General features: G+C 35.6%; 20 protein-coding genes. 11 read left to right on the top strand and 9 right to left on the bottom strand.

Features of this window, described 5'->3' with window-relative positions; translation table 11 throughout:
* The first annotated feature begins 199 nt into the window (after positions 1-199).
* Together ACTF48_RS00915 and ACTF48_RS00910 are read left to right on the top strand one after the other, a co-directional pair.
* Entirely contained in the window at positions 200-610 is a 411-nt protein-coding gene (locus ACTF48_RS00915) for a DUF2452 domain-containing protein (protein ID WP_438961257.1), read from the top strand.
* Positions 611-816: 206 nt separating this feature from the next.
* Entirely contained in the window at positions 817-1,251 is a 435-nt protein-coding gene (locus ACTF48_RS00910) for a c-type cytochrome (protein WP_438961256.1), read from the top strand.
* A 138-nt stretch (positions 1,252-1,389) separates the two neighbouring features.
* Here ACTF48_RS00910 and ACTF48_RS00905 read toward each other — a convergent pair whose 3' ends face one another.
* From ACTF48_RS00905 to ACTF48_RS00890, 4 genes are all read right to left on the bottom strand, one after another.
* The gene (locus ACTF48_RS00905) at positions 1,390-1,725 is read right to left on the bottom strand and encodes a DUF2853 family protein (protein WP_438961255.1); all 336 of its coding nucleotides are present in this window, start codon (positions 1,723-1,725) and stop codon (positions 1,390-1,392) included.
* Between the two features lie 59 nt (positions 1,726-1,784).
* The gene (gene menD / locus ACTF48_RS00900; protein ID WP_438961254.1) at positions 1,785-3,455 is read right to left on the bottom strand and encodes a 2-succinyl-5-enolpyruvyl-6-hydroxy-3-cyclohexene-1-carboxylic-acid synthase; all 1,671 of its coding nucleotides are present in this window, start codon (positions 3,453-3,455) and stop codon (positions 1,785-1,787) included.
* A 333-nt stretch (positions 3,456-3,788) separates the two neighbouring features.
* Positions 3,789-4,865 (bottom strand): chorismate-binding protein, encoded by a 1,077-nt coding sequence (locus tag ACTF48_RS00895; RefSeq protein ID WP_438961253.1) that lies wholly within the window; start codon positions 4,863-4,865, stop codon positions 3,789-3,791.
* A 20-nt stretch (positions 4,866-4,885) separates the two neighbouring features.
* On the bottom strand, positions 4,886-5,305 hold the full coding sequence (locus ACTF48_RS00890) for a hotdog fold thioesterase (RefSeq protein WP_438961252.1): 420 nt from the start codon (positions 5,303-5,305) through the stop codon (positions 4,886-4,888).
* A gap of 34 nt (positions 5,306-5,339) precedes the next feature.
* Between ACTF48_RS00890 and ACTF48_RS00885 the strand changes: the two genes are divergently transcribed.
* The 5 genes from ACTF48_RS00885 to ACTF48_RS00865 are packed head-to-tail and all read left to right on the top strand — an operon-like array spanning position 5,340 to position 8,478.
* A complete protein-coding gene (locus tag ACTF48_RS00885) occupies positions 5,340-5,555 on the top strand; it encodes a hypothetical protein (protein WP_438961251.1) in 216 nt (71 codons plus the stop codon).
* A gap of 38 nt (positions 5,556-5,593) precedes the next feature.
* Complete coding sequence (locus ACTF48_RS00880; protein WP_438961250.1) at positions 5,594-5,983, top strand: alpha/beta hydrolase; 390 nt, start codon at positions 5,594-5,596, stop codon at positions 5,981-5,983.
* 1 nt (position 5,984) lies between these two features.
* Entirely contained in the window at positions 5,985-6,557 is a 573-nt protein-coding gene (locus tag ACTF48_RS00875) for a non-canonical purine NTP diphosphatase (RefSeq protein WP_438961249.1), read from the top strand.
* 60 nt (positions 6,558-6,617) lie between these two features.
* Complete coding sequence (locus tag ACTF48_RS00870) at positions 6,618-7,412, top strand: carboxypeptidase-like regulatory domain-containing protein (protein WP_438961248.1); 795 nt, start codon at positions 6,618-6,620, stop codon at positions 7,410-7,412.
* A 28-nt stretch (positions 7,413-7,440) separates the two neighbouring features.
* The gene (locus ACTF48_RS00865; protein ID WP_438961247.1) at positions 7,441-8,478 is read left to right on the top strand and encodes a M28 family metallopeptidase; all 1,038 of its coding nucleotides are present in this window, start codon (positions 7,441-7,443) and stop codon (positions 8,476-8,478) included.
* Between the two features lie 104 nt (positions 8,479-8,582).
* Here the strand turns inward: ACTF48_RS00865 and ACTF48_RS00860 are convergent, their stop codons facing one another.
* Positions 8,583-10,097: a DEAD/DEAH box helicase gene (locus tag ACTF48_RS00860; protein ID WP_438961246.1), complete on the bottom strand. Its 1,515-nt coding sequence runs from the start codon at positions 10,095-10,097 to the stop codon at positions 8,583-8,585.
* 153 nt (positions 10,098-10,250) lie between these two features.
* On the opposite strand from ACTF48_RS00860, the gene ACTF48_RS00855 reads away from it, so the two are divergent.
* Positions 10,251-10,871, top strand: coding sequence for a YqaA family protein (locus tag ACTF48_RS00855; RefSeq protein ID WP_438961245.1), 621 nt, complete (start codon positions 10,251-10,253; stop codon positions 10,869-10,871).
* A 399-nt stretch (positions 10,872-11,270) separates the two neighbouring features.
* Here ACTF48_RS00855 and ACTF48_RS00850 read toward each other — a convergent pair whose 3' ends face one another.
* From ACTF48_RS00850 to ACTF48_RS00840, 3 genes are all read right to left on the bottom strand, one after another.
* Positions 11,271-12,143: an OmpA family protein gene (locus ACTF48_RS00850; protein WP_438961244.1), complete on the bottom strand. Its 873-nt coding sequence runs from the start codon at positions 12,141-12,143 to the stop codon at positions 11,271-11,273.
* A gap of 471 nt (positions 12,144-12,614) precedes the next feature.
* Positions 12,615-13,628 carry a glycosyltransferase family 2 protein gene (locus ACTF48_RS00845; protein ID WP_438961243.1) on the bottom strand — a complete coding sequence of 338 codons (1,014 nt, stop codon included), beginning with the start codon at positions 13,626-13,628 and terminating at the stop codon, positions 12,615-12,617.
* Positions 13,625-14,068 carry a type I restriction enzyme HsdR N-terminal domain-containing protein gene (locus ACTF48_RS00840; protein ID WP_438961242.1) on the bottom strand — a complete coding sequence of 148 codons (444 nt, stop codon included), beginning with the start codon at positions 14,066-14,068 and terminating at the stop codon, positions 13,625-13,627. The genes ACTF48_RS00845 and ACTF48_RS00840 overlap by 4 nt, the downstream gene beginning before the upstream one ends.
* Before the next feature lie 33 nt (positions 14,069-14,101).
* Here ACTF48_RS00840 and holA point away from each other — a divergent pair, with 33 nt between their 5' ends.
* From holA to ACTF48_RS00825, 3 genes are all read left to right on the top strand, one after another.
* Positions 14,102-15,109 (top strand): DNA polymerase III subunit delta, encoded by a 1,008-nt coding sequence (gene holA, locus ACTF48_RS00835; RefSeq protein WP_438961241.1) that lies wholly within the window; start codon positions 14,102-14,104, stop codon positions 15,107-15,109.
* A complete protein-coding gene (gene menA / locus ACTF48_RS00830; protein ID WP_438961240.1) occupies positions 15,109-16,131 on the top strand; it encodes a 1,4-dihydroxy-2-naphthoate octaprenyltransferase in 1,023 nt (340 codons plus the stop codon). The genes holA and menA overlap by 1 nt, the downstream gene beginning before the upstream one ends.
* Positions 16,132-16,320: 189 nt before the next feature.
* A complete protein-coding gene (locus tag ACTF48_RS00825) occupies positions 16,321-16,518 on the top strand; it encodes a hypothetical protein (RefSeq protein ID WP_438961239.1) in 198 nt (65 codons plus the stop codon).
* A gap of 327 nt (positions 16,519-16,845) precedes the next feature.
* On the opposite strand, the gene ACTF48_RS00820 is transcribed toward ACTF48_RS00825, so the two are convergent.
* Positions 16,846-17,676 (bottom strand): tyrosine-type recombinase/integrase, encoded by an 831-nt coding sequence (locus ACTF48_RS00820; protein WP_438961238.1) that lies wholly within the window; start codon positions 17,674-17,676, stop codon positions 16,846-16,848.
* Positions 17,677-17,918: the final 242 nt, after the last annotated feature.

Raw genomic sequence — 17,918 nt, 5'->3', positions numbered from 1 at the left:
TTGATGAATTCAGAACTACGTTAAAGCAAATGCATGTGATGGAAAAAGGCAGTATAGTATATATTTATCATGTAATTCAAAGATTGTAGGGAATTGATGTATTACTTAAATCGAGATAGGCGCATCTATCTCGATTTTTTGTTTAAGAAAATGATGTTAATGTTGTACAAAACAAATTTGCAAGTTGTAAATTTGTCACATGAGCGAGAATAAAAAACCAGATTATGTAGTTTATGATGAAGAAAGCGGTACCTATAATGCCTCTTTACTTCCTTATTCTAGTGGTGTTGCTGCTCCTAAAATTACCACTCCAGATATCACCTCATGGAAACAGACTAATATTAATAAAGTCAACCATGAGATCAAATCACAATTTGACCAACTGAAAGCTGAATATGATGCCATGGTTAAAAAATATGAGGATAATCAACTGGTTTATGGTGCAAAATTCTCCTTTGAACCTATAGTAGGTGAAACTTATCATCTCTATTTAGGAAAAGACCGTAACCATTTCTTATCGGTCATCGCTCCAGCAGAATGTAACTGGGAATTTGTAGGTACTTATAGACTGTCTAGTGAGAAATTATGGGAGCAAATTGATGCCTCATAGGTTTTCAATAAAGTGAACAGCTATCATTACCTTAAAAGGCTAACTAGTCACTTTTCTATAGGACATTTAAAATACAAATCGTTATAAGATAGATGCGATAAAGAACTTATAAGCCATTAACGGCAAGCCCAGAACATTATAAATAACACAAAAGCTATTTAGTATTCAAAACTCCTTCGTATTTTTAAATCTCATAAAACTATAAAATGAGACCATTACTCCTATTTATCATTGCTATCGTAGTTACCAGCTGTGGAGAATCTAAAAAAGAAACCGTTACCACATCTAAACCTGTAAAAGAGGTTCAAAAAACACCACTGCAAATAAGCGTTGCTCGCGGAAAAGAAATTTATAGTGATAACTGCGTGAGCTGCCACATGACTAGTGGTAAAGGAGTCGCAGGTGCTTTTCCACCTCTTAATCCATCTAACTGGTTAACTGATAAACGCACAAAAAGTATTCACGCTATTAAATATGGTTTAAAAGGACCGATTAAAGTAAATGGTAAACCTTATGATAACATCATGCTCTCACTAGGTCTAGATGATCAAGAAATAGCCGATGTGATGAACTACACCATTCAAACCTGGAATAGCGGCGATATGGTTACTGTTGAAGAAGTAGCAGCTGTGGAGAAGTAAAACTTTAAAACATAATTTATACTAAATTGAATTTATAAAGTCTTAATGAACATAAACTGGTATTATTCCTTAGTGGAAATAAGTCACAAAAAAATCCCAATGCTCTCACATTGGGATTTCTAGTATATATAAAAGATTCTAGTTATAAACGGCCTCTTTACCGTGATGTACACAAAGCATGTAATAGATACAAGCGCGATACTTAGCGCGTTCACTCTTACCATACTTTTCCATAACAGCCTCTACTGATTCCATTAAGTTATCTCCAGATAGACCTAACTTCTTTACCAGGTAGTTATCTACCACACGTTGCATTTCTGAAGCTTCAGCACTTACAGTCTCTGCATCTTTATTATAAATAGATGGACCTAAACCTTTTGTTACTTTTCTTAGTAACTCTTCATCTAACTTTCCTCCTACTTTTTCCTTGTAAGCTGTAATGTACTTTTCTACTCTTTCTTCTAATTTACTCATTATATGATTTTTTACAGTTATAATTCTAAAAGTAAGAATTAAAAGAAAAGGCTAAAATTCTATTTTAAGAATTTAAAGTAGTCTAGAAGAACGGTATCATTTTCCAGTCTAGGTGTAAAAACTTCTAATAATTGGGGTTTTGAATTATCTTCTATAAAGGTTTTATACGCTTTCGCGAAAGCGTGTTCCTCATCTACCCTATGGTAATCTACACCATGCATGGCACATAAATGACTGGCATCTAGCTGGTGAGTGGTTTCAAAATAAGTCTGGAAATTATGATTCTCTTTATCACCTGGTAGGATTCTAAAAATACCACCACCGCTATTATTGATGACTATGATCTTAAAGCTTGATGGTATATAATTGTTCCACAAAGCATTACTATCATAGAAAAAACTCAAATCTCCTGTAATGAACACAGTAGGTTTTGAGCCTGCCACTGCGGCTCCTATTGCGGTGCTGGTACATCCATCTATACCACTGGTTCCACGATTAGAAAAAATAGCATGCGTTGCATTCATAGGGAATAACTGCGCATACCTTATCGTACTGCTATTTCCCAGTTGTAAAACGATATTGTTAGGCAATTGCTCAAATAAGAGTTTAAAGGCCTTAAAATCACTCCAAGGCATATTATGTAAATAAGAGACGCGTTTTTCTACGTAGGTTTTAAAAAACGCCAACCAGTATGCGCCATAATCACTATTTCCTGTAGATGGCTCTAACTGTGCTACCCAAGTTGAAGGGTTCATTTTAATATGACCAGATAATTTAAAAAAGGTATCATAAGCTCTACGATGTCCTATGTGATAATGGTGTTGCGGTTCAAATTTGCGTAAGAACTGCTTGATCTTTTTAGAAACAATCATACCGCCTATGGTTATAACCATGTCAGGCTGTAAGTATGCGATGGTTTCAGGATCCTTTTCTATGGGAGCGATTAAGGTATCTATTCCCCATATCACATTATCATGATTAATATTACAGCTTACCTCACTCATGATTAAAACTGCTGGATCTGCAGTTAATAAATCGAGATCTTCTTTTGAAAGTACGTTAGGATTTAAGGTAGATAAAATAATGAGTTTGCGACCAGCTTTACCCCATTGTTCTTGAAATTTTTGAGGGATAGAAGCTACTTCATTTTCTTTAATTGAAGTTTGAGAAGGTTGTATAATAGCCTTTTCTATAATGTTATAAAGTGGTTCTTCAAAAGGAACATTTATATGAACAGGTCCATTTTGTGAAACACTAGCTGTTATGGCTTTATGAATAAGTCGCTCATTAGTTGTGATAGCTTCTAGATCATCTAGCTTTTCTATCATTTCTAATTGGGTATCATAAATAATATGATTAGCATAGACGTGTTGCTGTTTTATAGTCTGTCCATCACCTATATCTATTTTATGTGGTGGCCGGTCAGCACTGAGCACGATAAGCGGTATCTCACTATAATATGCCTCAGTCACTGCTGGGTAATAATTTAAAAGTGCACTACCACTGGTGCAAACCACTGCTACTGGCTCTTTTAATTGTTGAGCTATACCGAGTGCAAAATGTGCCGCACAGCGCTCATCTACAATACTATAACAGGTAAAAAAGGGATCTTCTGAAAAGCTTAAGGTTAAAGGCGCATTTCTAGATCCAGGAGAAATTACAATATGTTGCACAGCTCTTTGCTTAAAGAGAAGTACGACTTGCTGCGCTTGTATAATATCTGAAATCATCACAACAAAGGTAACTTAGCCCTAAGCAATCATCAAATAAGAATTGCTAAATGAATGACAAAAAAACAGTTTGTAAATACTTTTTCCACTACTCCTTTTAAAAGCACAATTTTATAAGTTGCTATTTCTTTATAAAATTATACCAAAAAGAACAATGAAATAGCCCAACATTTCTGTGCATAGAAGTGAGCCATCGACCTATTTAAAGTGAAAAAGAAAGAATGTATTTGTCGTATTTTAAAAATAAATCAGCATGAAAAGGACAAAGGAATATGCTAAGTAATATAAGAGACATCATCAAGTTAAGAAAGATTTTTTATGTCTAAAAATGTTTTATAACAGCCTGTACATGGTATTTAACTTTGCCATGGTTTCTTGATACTCTAACTCACCATCACTTTTTGCAGTAACGCCACCACCTACATAGATAATTGCTTTTTCTTTGAACAGTTGCATGCACCTGAGGTTAACGTAGTAATTACGTTGAGCTCCATGCACCATTCCTATAAAACCAGTGTAATAACTGCGATCATAGTTTTCATTATCTAATATGAACTGCATCGCTTTATCACGCGGTAAGCCACAAACTGCTGGTGTAGGATGTAGTTGGGTTAATACAGCGTCTACATCTTTTGTACTTGATGTACCCTTAATAATAGTTTGCAAATGCAGTAAATGACCTGCTTTAACGGTTTCTAAATCGCTCTCTTGAATTGAAATCACTCCTGCAGATCGGAATTTATTTATAATATCATCTGTAACAAGTCGTTGTTCTTCCTTTTCTTTTTCTCCCCAGTTGTAAGTACTACTACCATCATCAATAGCCGTTCCAGCCAGTGACATGGTAAAAACTTGTACCGGAATAGAATTTGTACCTGACTGGAATGTTGTTAAACCTTCTTTTTCAACTTCAAGTAACAGCTCTGGTGTGGCACCAGTCCATGTTCCTACTTGTGGATGATAAAAGAAATAACCATTTGCAGTAGGATAAGTATCTAGTAATCTTTCAAAGATATTTAAGTCTGTATCCTTCTTAAGGAATTCCTGTTTTCTAGACAGTACAACCTTTTTTAAATTTCCTTTTTGAAGTTCTTTCATTCCATTTTCAAAAAGCTGGAGATACTCCTCTTTGCCATTCTCTGGCACTATTAATTCTTTACTAGACTTATCTATAACTCTAGCATTCCATTTGAAGTTCAACTCTTTATGATTAATGATATAAACCGCATTATTATCATTATGAAATTTTGAAAAAACACCATAAGACAAATTCTTATACGGCGATTTGTGCAAGATTTGATCCTTTTGAGAGATTACCTGCACTTGGTGTTGACCAGCTTTTTTAAGAGCTAGAAATGGCAACTCTTTATCTAATAACGACTGTAAATGTGATAATAATTTATGACGCAAGCTGAAGTGGTTTTAAGAAATTAAGATTCTTTTTGAATCGCTATCGTGGTTAATTTACAGATAGAAATCAATCGCTGCTGCTCATCAGTAATTTTTATTTCCCATAGTTGAGTAGTTCTACCCTTATGTAGAAAACGAGCTGTAGCAAACACATGACCATCTTTTTTAGATCGTGTATGGTTAGCACTAATCTCTATACCACGTATAGCAAACTCAGCTGTATTTAAAAACATATAGCTTGCAGCACTACCTACTGATTCTGCAAGAGCAACACTAGCTCCACCATGCAAGACTCCATCAGGTTGATGCACACGTGGAGTTACAGGCATGCGAGCTGTTAAAAAATCATCTCCTACATCTATAAAATCTATCTCAAGGGTTTCCATGAGTGTATTACGACATATCTCGTTACATCGCAATAGTATCTGTTCTTTGTCCATATCTTTACCAAAAATAAGCCACACAGACCACATTATGGTAAAAACAGTCTCTTATCAACACACAAATTCATACGAGATCCTACATCCAGTTACAGCAAATACTGAAAATATCTGGATTTGCTTTCACGGTCTGGGCTATCTAGCCACCTATTTTAAACGTTATTTTCAAAATATGGATGCTGCAAAAATGCTGTTATCGTTTTACAAGCTCCATCTAAATTTTATCAAGGAACTAACTTTAAACACGTAGGCGCTAGCTGGCTCACTCGAGTAGATACTACTCAAGAAATGAAAAACAACCTCAACTACATAGACGCTGTTCTAGAAAACGAGCAACTTCATAATGACCCTAGACTAGTCTTAATGGGATATTCTCAAGGCGTTTCTATTGCAACTCGTTACTTGAAACATTACAGTAAAGAAGTTAAAGCCTTAATTTTACATAGTGGTTCTATTCCTAACGAATTAAACCCTACAGACGGAAGCATTTTTAAAGAAAAAGCAAAGAGAATTATTCATATTTCTGGAACTCGTGATGAGTACGTTACTGCTCAACTTATTCAAAATGAAAATGAAAAAATAGAAAAGCTTTTCGGCACGAAATGTGAACTGCATAGACCAGACATTAAACATGAAGTCGCAACCGATTTATTAATTGAGATTTCAAAAACACTCTAATATGGATATCATATTTGCTACACATAATAAGAATAAACTTAAAGAAGTTCAAATTATGATGCCGCCACACATTAAATTGTTAAGCCTAGAAGATATAGGAATGAATGAAGATATTCCTGAAACATCACCTACCATATCAGGAAATGCGATTCAAAAAGTACAATTCATAAGAACTCGTTATAACTTACCCGTCTTTGCCGATGATACAGGATTAGAAGTACCTTCTTTAAATAACGCACCTGGTGTTTATAGCGCTCGTTATGCTGGAGAACAAAAGAACAGTCAGGATAACATGAACTTATTACTTCAGAATCTAGAAAATAAAAAAGACCGCAGTGCACGATTTATCACAGTGTTTGCGTTAGACATGGAACACAGCCAAACTATTTTTGAAGGAGTTTGTAAAGGCATGATTACTGAGCAGCGCATGGGTGAAGACGGTTTTGGCTACGACCCTATTTTTATGCCTCATGGTTTTGATAAAACTTTTGCACAAATGAGCTTAACAGAAAAAGGTGAGATAAGCCATCGTGGAATCGCACTTAAAAAATTAATAACTTATTTAAGTGAATGAAGTTAATTAATTAATAAAGCCATTTAAAAACCAATTCGTTAGATTATTTTAGCTCTTAGAATGAAAAAAATTACTTACCTACTTTTAACTTTACTATGCACCGCTTCATGGAGCCTACAGGCTCAGGATAGCGGCAACAAAGATGTTATACAAAAGATAACCTCAGTTTATGGTAAAGTACTCAACGCAAAAAACGATAGTATTATAAGCAATGTAAACATCGTTAACCTCAATCAAGTTAAAGGAACGATAACTAATAAAACAGGAGCATTTAAAATTCCTGCGCGTGTAAATGATACGCTGTTCTTTTCCTATTTAGGTTTTGAAACCATCACCATTAAAGTGACTGAGGACTGGCTCAAATTTGGTGATGTAACCATTTCAATGACAGAGAAAGGAATAGCCCTAGAGCAAGTGGACTTAAAAGCAGTAGCACTTACCGGATTTCTAGAAATAGATGCTCGTAAGGCTCCTATTTATAACAATCGTCGTTATAGTATAAGCGGCCTACCTAAAGCTTATGAAGCTGGTGGTGATGAGCCAGGTGCGGTAACTAAAGTTCTAGGTTCCATCTTTAATCCTGCAGACTTCCTCTATAATGTTTTTGGAAAAAAAGGAACTTCCATGCGCAAGTTAAGGCAGATCAAGGAACAAGATGAAATTAGAAACCTATTACAAAGTAAATACGATCGTGAGACTCTTATGAACCTGCTGCAAATGGATAAAGTAAGTATAGATAACATACTACGTAACTGTCAGTACTCTAAATCATTTATTGCAACAGCCAATGATCTTCAAATACTAGATGCAATCAGCGAGTGTTATGAAGAATATAAAATTTTAAAACGCAACTAAACTCAAACCCACATTGACCATTTTGAACATGAAACACACCTTTCTAGCGCTGTGCAGCGTTGCCCTTTTTATTTCTTGCTCTAGCAAAAAGAAAAATAATAGTGATAAAGGAAAAAGCGAGTTAACTATTTCAAACGATTATGCAAACATAGACGCTATGAAATATGCTAAAACGATCACCCTAGAAGAATTAAAAGAACAATTATACTTCTATGCTAGTGATGAAATGGAAGGCCGCAATACCGGTTCTCCAGGCCAGAAAAAAGCAGTAAAATACATTAGATCTAAGTATGAAACTATGAATGTTCCTGGCGGTAACACAGACGGCACTTACTTCCAGTCCGTTCCTGGGACATATTTCAATAAACCAGAGCTAAGTTCTGAAAACGTTTTAGCCTTCATAAAAGGAACTGAAAAACCTGAAGAAGTCCTTGTTATATCAGCTCATCTAGATCATGTAGGAATGGAAGATGATGAGGTATTTAATGGTGCTGATGATGATGGTAGTGGAACCATTGCACTCATAGAAATCGCCGAAGCTTTTAAACATGCTGCAGATGAAGGTTATGGCCCTAAACGTTCTATACTTTTCTTGCACGTTACCGGTGAAGAAATAGGTTTATACGGCAGTAAATACTATTCAGAAAACCCAGTTTATGCTATGGAGAATACCATTGCAAATCTTAATATAGATATGATAGGCCGCATAGATCCAGAACGTGAATCTAAATCTGATTACATTTACCTTATAGGTAGTGATATGTTAAGCCAGGATCTTCATGATATATCTGAAATGGCAAATGAGAAGTATATCAAACTGGATTTAGATTATAAATACAATGGTAAGGATGATCCTAATAGATTTTATTACCGCTCTGACCATTATAATTTTGCAAAAAACGACGTTCCAGTCATTTTCTATTTTAACGGCACGCATGAAGATTATCATAAAGCCAGTGATACTGCAGATAAAATTGAGTATAAACTGTATCAGAAAAGAACACAACTCGTTTTTGTTACCGCATGGGAACTAGCTAACGGAATAAACAGGCCTCAGTTAAATTAACGAATCGTTTTATAGTATTTGATAAAAAAAGCAGCTTTTGAGAAAAAGCTGCTTTTTTTATAAGTTAAATGGTAAGGTTTATACGCTTTCGCGAAAGCGTAATTCTAAGAATCTACACCGGCAAACTCTTGCTGTAAAGCTACACGTAATCTACGGTAGTAGTCCTCTTCTAACCAGTCCTTATAGTTATTTGTGTTATTTATGATACAGTAAGAATAACGACGTATTCTATCCTTAATATCATCTTTAAGTAATTTTGCCAGGATACGAGCGTCAAAAACATCTTCACTATTCTCTACACACCACTGAACGTGCTGCGCGATAGACTCATCGAGAACATACTTAGACTTGCGATTCTCTTTAGTGATGCGATTGTAAGCTTCTTTAACATCAAATGTAAAATCCTTGGTATTAGGAAACTCTGCTTTTACATGGGCAGGCATTCTGTAAACGAAATTGCGTTCTATCTCTTCATCAGACACAATGTTTTCTACATAAAAATCTGGTGATCTAAATACTTGCTGCCAGTCCACAGGCTCATTCCAAAGCCCAAAACGTGCCACATTATTTCCTAAATCTACTATATGGAACTCTTTTTTATCTTTAAAAATACGGGAACCACGACCTATCATCTGATAGTACAGTGTAAGTGATTTAGTCGCACGGTTTAAAATAATACAGTCTACACTAGGTTCATCAAATCCTGTGGTTAGAATACTTACTGAGGTGAGAATAGCATCTGGTTTATTTTTAAACCATTTTAAAATCTCTTTACGTTCTTCTTTAGTATTTGTATTATCTAAGTGTCTTATTTCTAGTCCAGCTCTTTTAAAGGTCTCTTCTACTTCTATGGAAGTACGTATACCATTATTAAAGATCAGTGTCTTTTTCCCTTTACAAACTTCATTATAAGATTGCAGCAGCTTTTCTTGCATGCTGGTATCTATATAAAGTTTCTCACTGGATTTAACCGTATAGTCTCCATTCATACCTATGGTAAGACCACTTAAACCTACATCATAAGTATGTGTAACAGCTTGAGCTAGAAAACCTTGTTCAACAAGTGAGGTAATGCTATCTCCTACGATAAGTTCTTTATAGTTATCTTTCATAGGTAACTTAAAGTTAGAACTTAAAGGAGTAGCTGTAACTCCTAAGATAAAACAGTGCTCAAAATACTTAAATAACTTCCTAAAACTATTATAGTGTGCCTCATCTATAATCACTAGACCTATATCTTCTAGTTCTAGCTTATCTTCCTGTAGCCTATTATTAAGTGTCTCTACCATTGCAACAAAACACTGGTATTCATTCTGGTCGTGGAGCTCTTTTACCTTAGAATTAATCATCTTATTCTTAACGTTAAAGCCGTTAAGCATCTTAGATGTTTGTTTACATAATTCAATACGGTGCGTGAGAATAACTACCTTCTTATTTTTCTCCTTTAAATACTTTCTTACGATCTCAGAAAAGATCACCGTTTTTCCTCCACCAGTAGGTAACTGGTATAGCAAATTATAATCGTCTGATTTATTATTAATTCGGTCAAAAATCTCTGTTAAATCACGTTTTTGGTAATCGTAGAGCGATTTAACTTTAACTTCAGGCATAGAGTTCATCAAGGGCTTTTTATTTTGAGGTGTGCAAAAGTAGGGCTTTTTAATACTTTTGAAAGCTCATTTTTCTGGCTTTAACTATTAATTTTTTCTTCCCATTTTATTAACAACACTTCAAACTTAAAAGTTTAATTTTGTAGTCTTGATTTAAGTGCAATGTCACATACCACAAAAAGACATAGAAGCAAGTTCCCTTTTACCAGAGCCCATCGTTATTATAAGCTCACTGGTTTCTATTCTTTTGTAACAGAAAGTATTAAAAAATCCATGCCACCAGTGCTGGCTGTAGTAGCGTTACTAGCCATAGTTCATTTTTTAGTGATGCCCGTTCCTGAGATGCTTGAAATGGCAGTACAAGAGTTACCTGACTATGGTGTTTTGGCATTTTTCTATGTTTCTGAAACTTTCTTAGGGCTTATCCCGCCAGAGTTGTTTATTGCCTGGTCTGGAAAAACAGCTGCTCCTATTTTAAATTTATCTTTACTTGCTTTATTCTCTTATCTAGGTGGAATGACTGCTTATTTTATAGGTCGTAAAGCGCTACAAATCCCTAGTGTTCATTATTATCTCGAAGTTAAAATGGCTAAACAGCTGGTCATGGCTAGAAAATGGGGTGGTATTTTAATCGCTGTAGGAGCTTTACTACCACTACCCTTTTCTATATCAAGCCTGGTTGCTGGTATGTTAAAATATGACTTTAAGTGGTGGTGCATTATAGGACTATTGCGTTTTATACGCTTTGTCATTTATGGTGCTGCTATCTTTCAGGTGGTTTAATCATTCTTTATTGCTTATTATTAATGACGAAGCAATATATTATTGCTGTTTCTTAACCTTTGCAGAGTTCTTATTCACAAGTTAGTTGTCTTAAACGTCATTGCGAGGAGTGATAACGATTTGGCAATCTGATGTGATACTTATGAAATGTAGGTAGCACTTATTTCCATCAACAGCAGTTGATGAAACGAATTCAGCATGACAGGTCGCATTATCAATTTTCAAAATATCATTGCGAGTGAGGTAAGAGCGTGGCAATCTGCTGGTCGTGTTCCTTAATTGTAGATTACTTCGTCGCTATCGCTTCTCGTAATGACGGGTTAAAAAATCACTTCCACAAAAAAACGCCTCAGTTTCCTGAGACGTTTTTGATATACTAATAAAACTTAATTCTAGAAACTAGTTCTTCTTTTGAGCATCTAGTTTAGCTTGTTCCATTCCTGACTCGATCATATCAAAAAACTGATCCAGTTTAGGTAATATAATAATTCTAGTTCTACGGTTTTTTGCGCGACCTTCGGCAGTGTCGTTGCTGGCGATAGGGACATAAAAAGAACGTCCTGCTGCGGTCATTCTCGCTGGATCTATGTCTTGATTTTCTTGTAAATAACGGGTTATAGATGCTGCACGCGCGGTACTTAATTCCCAGTTATCCTTAAATTTACCTGATGCGATAGGCTGGCTGTCTGTATGACCTTCTATCATTACATCCATGTTTACCTTATCTCTTAAAATAGTTCCTACTTTACCTAAAACATTAGAAGCATTACTGCTGATCTGGTCGCTACCGCTGGAAAATAATAATTTATCACTTATAGAAATAAAGACTACACCTTTTTCCACATTAACGTTAATATCCTCATCATTTACGTTACCTAGCGAGCTCTTAATGCTAGTTACTAGAGCTATGGTGACACTATCCTTTTTAGTAAGTGCATCATTAAGAGTCTTTATTTGTAAATCTTTTTCTTTAATGCGTTCTAGAGAAGTTTCTAGAATCTCTGCGTCTTTTTTAGAAAGTGTAGCAAGATCACCTACATTATTAAGTAAGGATGCGTTACTTTGTCTTAAATTTTGAATTTCGCTTTGTAAAGCACTTAATTTAGCCTGAGCAACTTTCTCATCAGACAGGCAAGCGTTTAACTTGACCGATGCGGTATCTAATAGTTCTTGAGTAGACTGCTGTTTAGCCAGTGCTGCTTCTAAATCTTTTTTTGAGGCGCAGGAAAAAAGTGTTCCTGCACACAACATCACTACGATTAATTTTTTCATGTCTTGTTTTAATTTTAGATTCAAAAATAGGGATTTGACATCTTTATACTTAACGGCTTAACAGTTATTTATTATGTAATCTAAAAAACTTGTGAATAGTAAATCATTATTTCTAATAAATTAACAATTAGTCGTGTGCGACTAAGACAAAAGATCGCTGTCGCCGATAGACTAAAGACTTTATTAACGTCAATTCAACCTGAGAATTTCATCAAAAAAATATAGCAGATTGAAAAACACCTATTTAGTAAAATCACTTTTATTTATATGAAATGATTTGGTAGCTGTGATAATCATCCATTTTTCAAACCTTTCCGACCAATATTTGCTTTGCTCATATTGCCCACCTTTCCTTATCCAAGGAAAGGAGCTTTTACTTTTAAATCAACTCAAGCACAATTCAACCTTTACACTCCCAGAAAATTATGAGAAGAAATTATCAGGAATCTGGAAAGGAGCTTTTTATTCTCATTAAGAAGATTTGAGTGATAAAAATTGCTTTTTATTTTCAACAAAATATTGATAAACAATAGAGTACACCTTAGACTTAGGCACGATAATTTTAGAGAATCGTTGTACTTCGGCTCTTTGCTTCCATACATTACCTAAGCCTAAATAAAACGAAATATGCGCTTTAAAAACAGCCATAAAATGAGCTGCTTTTCCTGAGAGCAAAAATTTCCATGCTGCAATGCCATCCAGCACCATGCGCAAGAAAATAATTCCTATCCACGATGAGCTATGATCATTCTTAACGATGTTAAAAAGACTGTTTCTAAAATTGTAATAAGTCTTTTTAGGATTCAAGGTGTCAAGTGTGCCACCGCCTAAGTGATAGACTTGAGAATCTACCGCAATGGCTATGCGATATCCAGCGTGTCGCAATCTCCAGCACAGATCTATTTCTTCTTGATGGGCAAAGTAAGACTCATCAAAAGCGCCTACTGCTCCAAAAGCTTTTTTCTTTACAAAAAAAGCAGCACCACTCGCCCAGTCCAGGTCTGTAGTAACGGCATACTGATTCTTATGTTCTTCTATACTATTAAAAATACGACCGCGACAGTAAGGATAAGCCAGTCTATCGAGATAACCACCAGCGGCTCCAGCATATTCAAAATGGCTGCGCTTTTTATCATCCAGTAATAAAGGTTGTGCAGCAGCAATTTCTGGATCTTGTTTAAATAACTGAATCACAGGTAACAGCCAGTCCTCTGTGACTTCTATATCATTATTTAATAAACAAACCAGTTCTTCTTCTACACTTTTTAGGGCAAGGTTATAACCACCGGCATAACCTCTATTCTCTGCCATCGCAATGATGTGCACGCTAGGATAGTTTTCTTGAACCCAGGCTATGGAGGAGTCTGTTGAGGCATTATCTGCCAGATAAAGGCTGTGGTTACCGCTGTATTTTACGACGCTAGGCAAGTAACGTTTTAATAACGCAAGCCCATTCCAGTTTAATATAACGATCCCTATTTTCATACCTGCTCTGGTAAATCTTCTATAAACGCATAGCGCTGTTGCTCATAATCCATAGTGCAAAAGTAATGCTCCATTCCATTAGTCACCATTAAATACTCAGATTCTAGTGCTAGATTGTAACGTGCGATTTGATCAAAAACGGTTTGATCTATCTTTATATGCGGTGCTTTACACTCTACCAGACAGTAAATAGAACCATCTTTATTAAAAACTATAATGTCATACCGCTTCTTAGTTCCTGCCACAACGAGCTGTTTTTCAACATTAATGAGACTGTGCGGTACACGCTTTCGCGAAAGCAAAAAAAACACCACATGCTGCCTTACCCATTCCTCTGGTGTGAGATGGACAAATTTTTTACGGATCTGGTCAAAAATCACTCGACCTTTTTCAGTACTTTTAACCCTGAATTTTCCAGCCGGTAGTCTTAATGGCGTCATACCGCAATATTACAAAAACCACCACGGCTCTTTATGAGTGATACCAGAAAAATTATAGAAGATATAAAGAATAGGAAACTAGCTCCTATCTACTTTTTATATGGCGATGAGCCTTATTTTATAGACGAGATAAGTGATTATATAGCAGATCATGTGCTGGATGAAGGCGAGAAGGGTTTTAATCAAATGGTGCTTTATGGCCGCGATATAGACATGGGCGAGCTGGTAGAAAATGCTAAGCGTTTCCCTATGATGGCAGAGTATCAAGTGATCATAGTTAAAGAGGCTCAAGATGTATCGCGCCACTGGGATAAGTTTGAGTCTTATGCTATGCAACCGCAACCTAGCACGATTCTCGTTTTTAATTATAAATACAAATCTCCTGATAAGCGCAAAAAAGTCTTTAAAGAAATGGCCAAAAATGCCGTATTCTTTGAAAGTAAACCGCTGTATGAGAATAAAGTATTGCCCTGGATTAACGGCCATTTAAAAAGTCGTGGCTACAGCATAGAGCCCAAAGCTGGTCAAATGCTGATAGAATTTCTAGGAACTGAGATTGCTAAAATTAAAAACGAACTCGATAAACTGATGATCATCGTTCCCGCAGGAACTACCATCACGCCACAACTGATTGAAGAAAACATAGGGATCTCTAAAGATTATAATAATTTTGAACTGCGCAAGGCGCTAGGAATGCGCGATGCAGTTAAGGTAAATCGTATTATCAATTATTTTGCTGAGAATCCTAAGGATAATCCGCTGGTGGTGACGGTAGGACAGTTGCACAGCTTTTTTATACAGTTACTCAAGCTGCATGCTATGAAGGATCGTAATCCTCAAAATGTGGCGCGAGCGATAGGTGTGAGTCCGTTTTTTGTACAGGAATATTTTACAGCGGCAAAGCACTACTCCATGAAACACTGCAGTCATGCGATCAAGATCATACGCGATATAGATATGAAGTCTAAAGGTGTAGGAACTAATAAAGCACAACAGCACGACTTGCTGCAAGAACTCACCGTTAACATCATGTATCCCTAATGAGCACTAAATTTAAAGCCTGGATCAGTGCTGCACGATTGCGCACGCTGCCGTTGAGTATTAGTGGAATTCTAGTGGGAAGTGCTTATGCTTATTATAGCAGTTTGGTAAATTTGAGAGATGTCGTTTTTGAAGGAGCAGAATCTCGAGAAATAATGGGTTATTTAATAGCTCACGATACTCTTATCATTACATTACTCGCACTCATCACCACATTAGGTTTTCAAGTGCTGTCTAATTTTGCAAACGACTATGGAGATGGCGTTAAAGGAACCGATAATGAAGATCGTGTAGGTCCTATGCGAGCGCTGCAAAGCGGACTGATCCAAGCACACGAGATGAAACGTGCGATGATTATCACTGCTGTACTTACCTTCATAAGTGCGATAGCTTTAATTTATGTGAGTCTTGGACTTGATCGTTTATTGATTTCGTTATTCTTTCTAGTATTAGGTATTGCAGCGATATGGGCAGCGATTAAATATACTGTAGGAGATAATGCTTATGGCTACCGTGGACTAGGTGATGTGTTTGTGTTTATCTTTTTTGGTCCTGTGAGTGTGATGGGTATTTTTTACTTGATTACTAAGTCACTGGACTGGAGCATGATCTTACCATCTATGACTATAGGATTATTAAGCGTGGCGGTTCTCAACCTTAATAACATGCGTGACATACAGAGCGATGCTAAAGCTGGTAAAAATACAATCGTGGTAAAAATGGGACTGGATACGGCTAAACGATTCCATTATGGATTGATTTATGCGGCTTTTTTAAGTGCTTTAATTTTTATAGCAGTGCTATATACAAATGAATTAGCTCATGCCGATAATTTAGAACGTGACGGCTTCATGTTATTTCTACTATTGCCACTACTTGCCTTTATTTTATTATTTGCTCATTTAACAACTGTTAGAAAAACAACTACTCCAGCACTACTCGATCCAGAGTTAAAAAAAGTAGCGCTTTCTACTTTTGCTTTTGCCCTTTTATGCCTTCTTTCTGTATGCATCGCAAGCTAAATTTATTATGCACTGCATAACATTTTGAGATTCAGCTGTTTAATTTTAACAGCATTAATTATAACTTTTGATTAACACTGGTCATTAACATATGTTAACATTAAATTCTAATTAATGACTTAAATTTAGACTGAAATTTAAAAAAATCGCTTTTGATAAAACATTACTTCAACTAATACCAGAATTGTTATGGCTAGAGCTATGTTTGAGTACACGAAGACTGTACTAGAGAAAGTTAGTTTTGATTCTAACCTTTTTTGTAAAGAATTACAAAAAGCGCTAGAACGTTTATTACCCTTTGAAATTGAGGAGTTAAAAATATGGATGAAACCTATGTTATTGCAAAACCCAGCACTGGCGACTTGCGTACCACTACTCCATAAATAATAATTCTTTAATTCCATTAAGAAATCCCATTCAAGCATGGCTTGAGTGGGATTTTTTTTGTGACCTGAAGTTTATACCAAAGGAATAATTAATACCAATTTACATTCCTAATGTCGCATATAATTCGTTTCTATTTCGCCTATAATTCAAATTAGTGAAACAATCATCTGAGTCAACTAAAAGCTTTTTACTTTAAAGGATTTTTACTTAACCCTTCACTCATTTCATTTTTTACGTAAACTTCTCTTAGTTAATTTCAATCCAGAAAAATTTTCAATACTCAGCTACAGAGATACATCTCAACATGGAAGTAACTTATATGAGGTATTACAAGAAATCTATAGGGCTTGGGATTTTATCTAGATTACGTGTAGTGACATGAGTATAAATCATGGTGGTTTTAAGGTTGCTATGTCCTAATAATTCTTTAATCACACGTACATCTGTGCCAGCATCCATAAGGTGAGTTGCATAAGCATGTCGCAGGCTGTGTAAGGTTACTTTCTTTTTAATTCTGGCTGTTTTGCAGGCTTTATGAAACACTTTTCTTAGGCTTTGTGCGTGGTATTGTGGTTTATTCTGGCCTTCAAAAAGATATACTTTAGGCAGGTATGCTTTATAATAATCCCGCAACATAGGTTTAAGAGAATCAGGAAAAGGTACATAACGGTCTTTATTATTTTTACCATCACGTATGTGAATGTGATTGCGGTGCTTATCTAGGTCTGTAATTTTAAGGTTAATAAGCTCACCGCTGCGCAACCCTAGTGCATACACTAGTGTGAGCATGGCGCGGTGTTTTAAATTATTACTAGCGTTAAGGATTTTTTTTACATCTTCTAGTGCTAGTACTACAGGCAGTGGTTTAGGTTTTGCACGAGGATAGACATTATTAAAATCCCAGGTAACGCGATGCATTTCTTTAAAATAAAGATTTAATGCAGCAATGAGCTGTTTATGCGTACTGATAGAGAGTTTTTTTTCTTTTACAACTTTACTAATAGCTTCTACCAGTTCATGATTTTCCATAAGGTCTATCGGGCTATTGATGCCTACAAATTTTTGAAATGCTATGAGCAACCCTATATAGGTTTTTATAGTATTAGGTGCATATTTTTTTATTTCTAAAAGTTTTTCAAAATCTCCAAAGGTTTGCATAAAGTCCTGAATTAAGATTATATGCAAAAGTACATAAAGGTTTGTATATACAGCACATTTAAGTTTGTAAAGAGTAAGAAAAGTATTAGATTTGTATATATAACCGTTGTGTGTAAGCTGAAAAAAAATGAAAATACTAACAATACTATTTGGAATTATACTTTTTGGATGTGCTTGGACACCCAAAACGGAAAAGGAATTGAAATTCTCCCAAAATGAGCTTTCAGCAGATTCTGAGGAAT

It is taken from the genome of Nonlabens sp. (assembly GCF_965660805.1).
In the GTDB taxonomy this organism is placed as follows: Bacteria; Bacteroidota; Bacteroidia; order Flavobacteriales; family Flavobacteriaceae; genus Nonlabens.
The sequence above is the reverse complement of the archived record's forward strand: the minus strand, read 5'-3'. Positions and strand labels throughout refer to the sequence as shown.

Bases quoted from the DNA above. Each gene is read 5' to 3' on its own strand.
- ACTF48_RS00915 (WP_438961257.1), top strand. From the start codon at position 200: ATGAGCGAGAATAAAAAACCAGATTATGTAGTTTATGATGAAGAAAGC.
- ACTF48_RS00910 (WP_438961256.1), top strand. From the start codon at position 817: ATGAGACCATTACTCCTATTTATCATTGCTATCGTAGTTACCAGCTGT.
- ACTF48_RS00905 (WP_438961255.1), bottom strand. From the start codon at position 1,725: ATGAGTAAATTAGAAGAAAGAGTAGAAAAGTACATTACAGCTTACAAG.
- menD (WP_438961254.1), bottom strand. From the start codon at position 3,455: ATGATTTCAGATATTATACAAGCGCAGCAAGTCGTACTTCTCTTTAAG.
- ACTF48_RS00890 (WP_438961252.1), bottom strand. From the start codon at position 5,305: ATGGACAAAGAACAGATACTATTGCGATGTAACGAGATATGTCGTAAT.
- ACTF48_RS00885 (WP_438961251.1), top strand. From the start codon at position 5,340: ATGGTAAAAACAGTCTCTTATCAACACACAAATTCATACGAGATCCTA.
- ACTF48_RS00880 (WP_438961250.1), top strand. From the start codon at position 5,594: ATGAAAAACAACCTCAACTACATAGACGCTGTTCTAGAAAACGAGCAA.
- ACTF48_RS00875 (WP_438961249.1), top strand. From the start codon at position 5,985: ATGGATATCATATTTGCTACACATAATAAGAATAAACTTAAAGAAGTT.
- ACTF48_RS00870 (WP_438961248.1), top strand. From the start codon at position 6,618: ATGAAAAAAATTACTTACCTACTTTTAACTTTACTATGCACCGCTTCA.
- ACTF48_RS00865 (WP_438961247.1), top strand. From the start codon at position 7,441: ATGAAACACACCTTTCTAGCGCTGTGCAGCGTTGCCCTTTTTATTTCT.
- ACTF48_RS00860 (WP_438961246.1), bottom strand. From the start codon at position 10,097: ATGAACTCTATGCCTGAAGTTAAAGTTAAATCGCTCTACGATTACCAA.
- ACTF48_RS00855 (WP_438961245.1), top strand. From the start codon at position 10,251: ATGTCACATACCACAAAAAGACATAGAAGCAAGTTCCCTTTTACCAGA.
- ACTF48_RS00850 (WP_438961244.1), bottom strand. From the start codon at position 12,143: ATGAAAAAATTAATCGTAGTGATGTTGTGTGCAGGAACACTTTTTTCC.
- ACTF48_RS00845 (WP_438961243.1), bottom strand. From the start codon at position 13,628: ATGAAAATAGGGATCGTTATATTAAACTGGAATGGGCTTGCGTTATTA.
- ACTF48_RS00840 (WP_438961242.1), bottom strand. From the start codon at position 14,068: ATGACGCCATTAAGACTACCGGCTGGAAAATTCAGGGTTAAAAGTACT.
- holA (WP_438961241.1), top strand. From the start codon at position 14,102: ATGAGTGATACCAGAAAAATTATAGAAGATATAAAGAATAGGAAACTA.
- menA (WP_438961240.1), top strand. From the start codon at position 15,109: ATGAGCACTAAATTTAAAGCCTGGATCAGTGCTGCACGATTGCGCACG.
- ACTF48_RS00825 (WP_438961239.1), top strand. From the start codon at position 16,321: ATGGCTAGAGCTATGTTTGAGTACACGAAGACTGTACTAGAGAAAGTT.
- ACTF48_RS00820 (WP_438961238.1), bottom strand. From the start codon at position 17,676: ATGCAAACCTTTGGAGATTTTGAAAAACTTTTAGAAATAAAAAAATAT.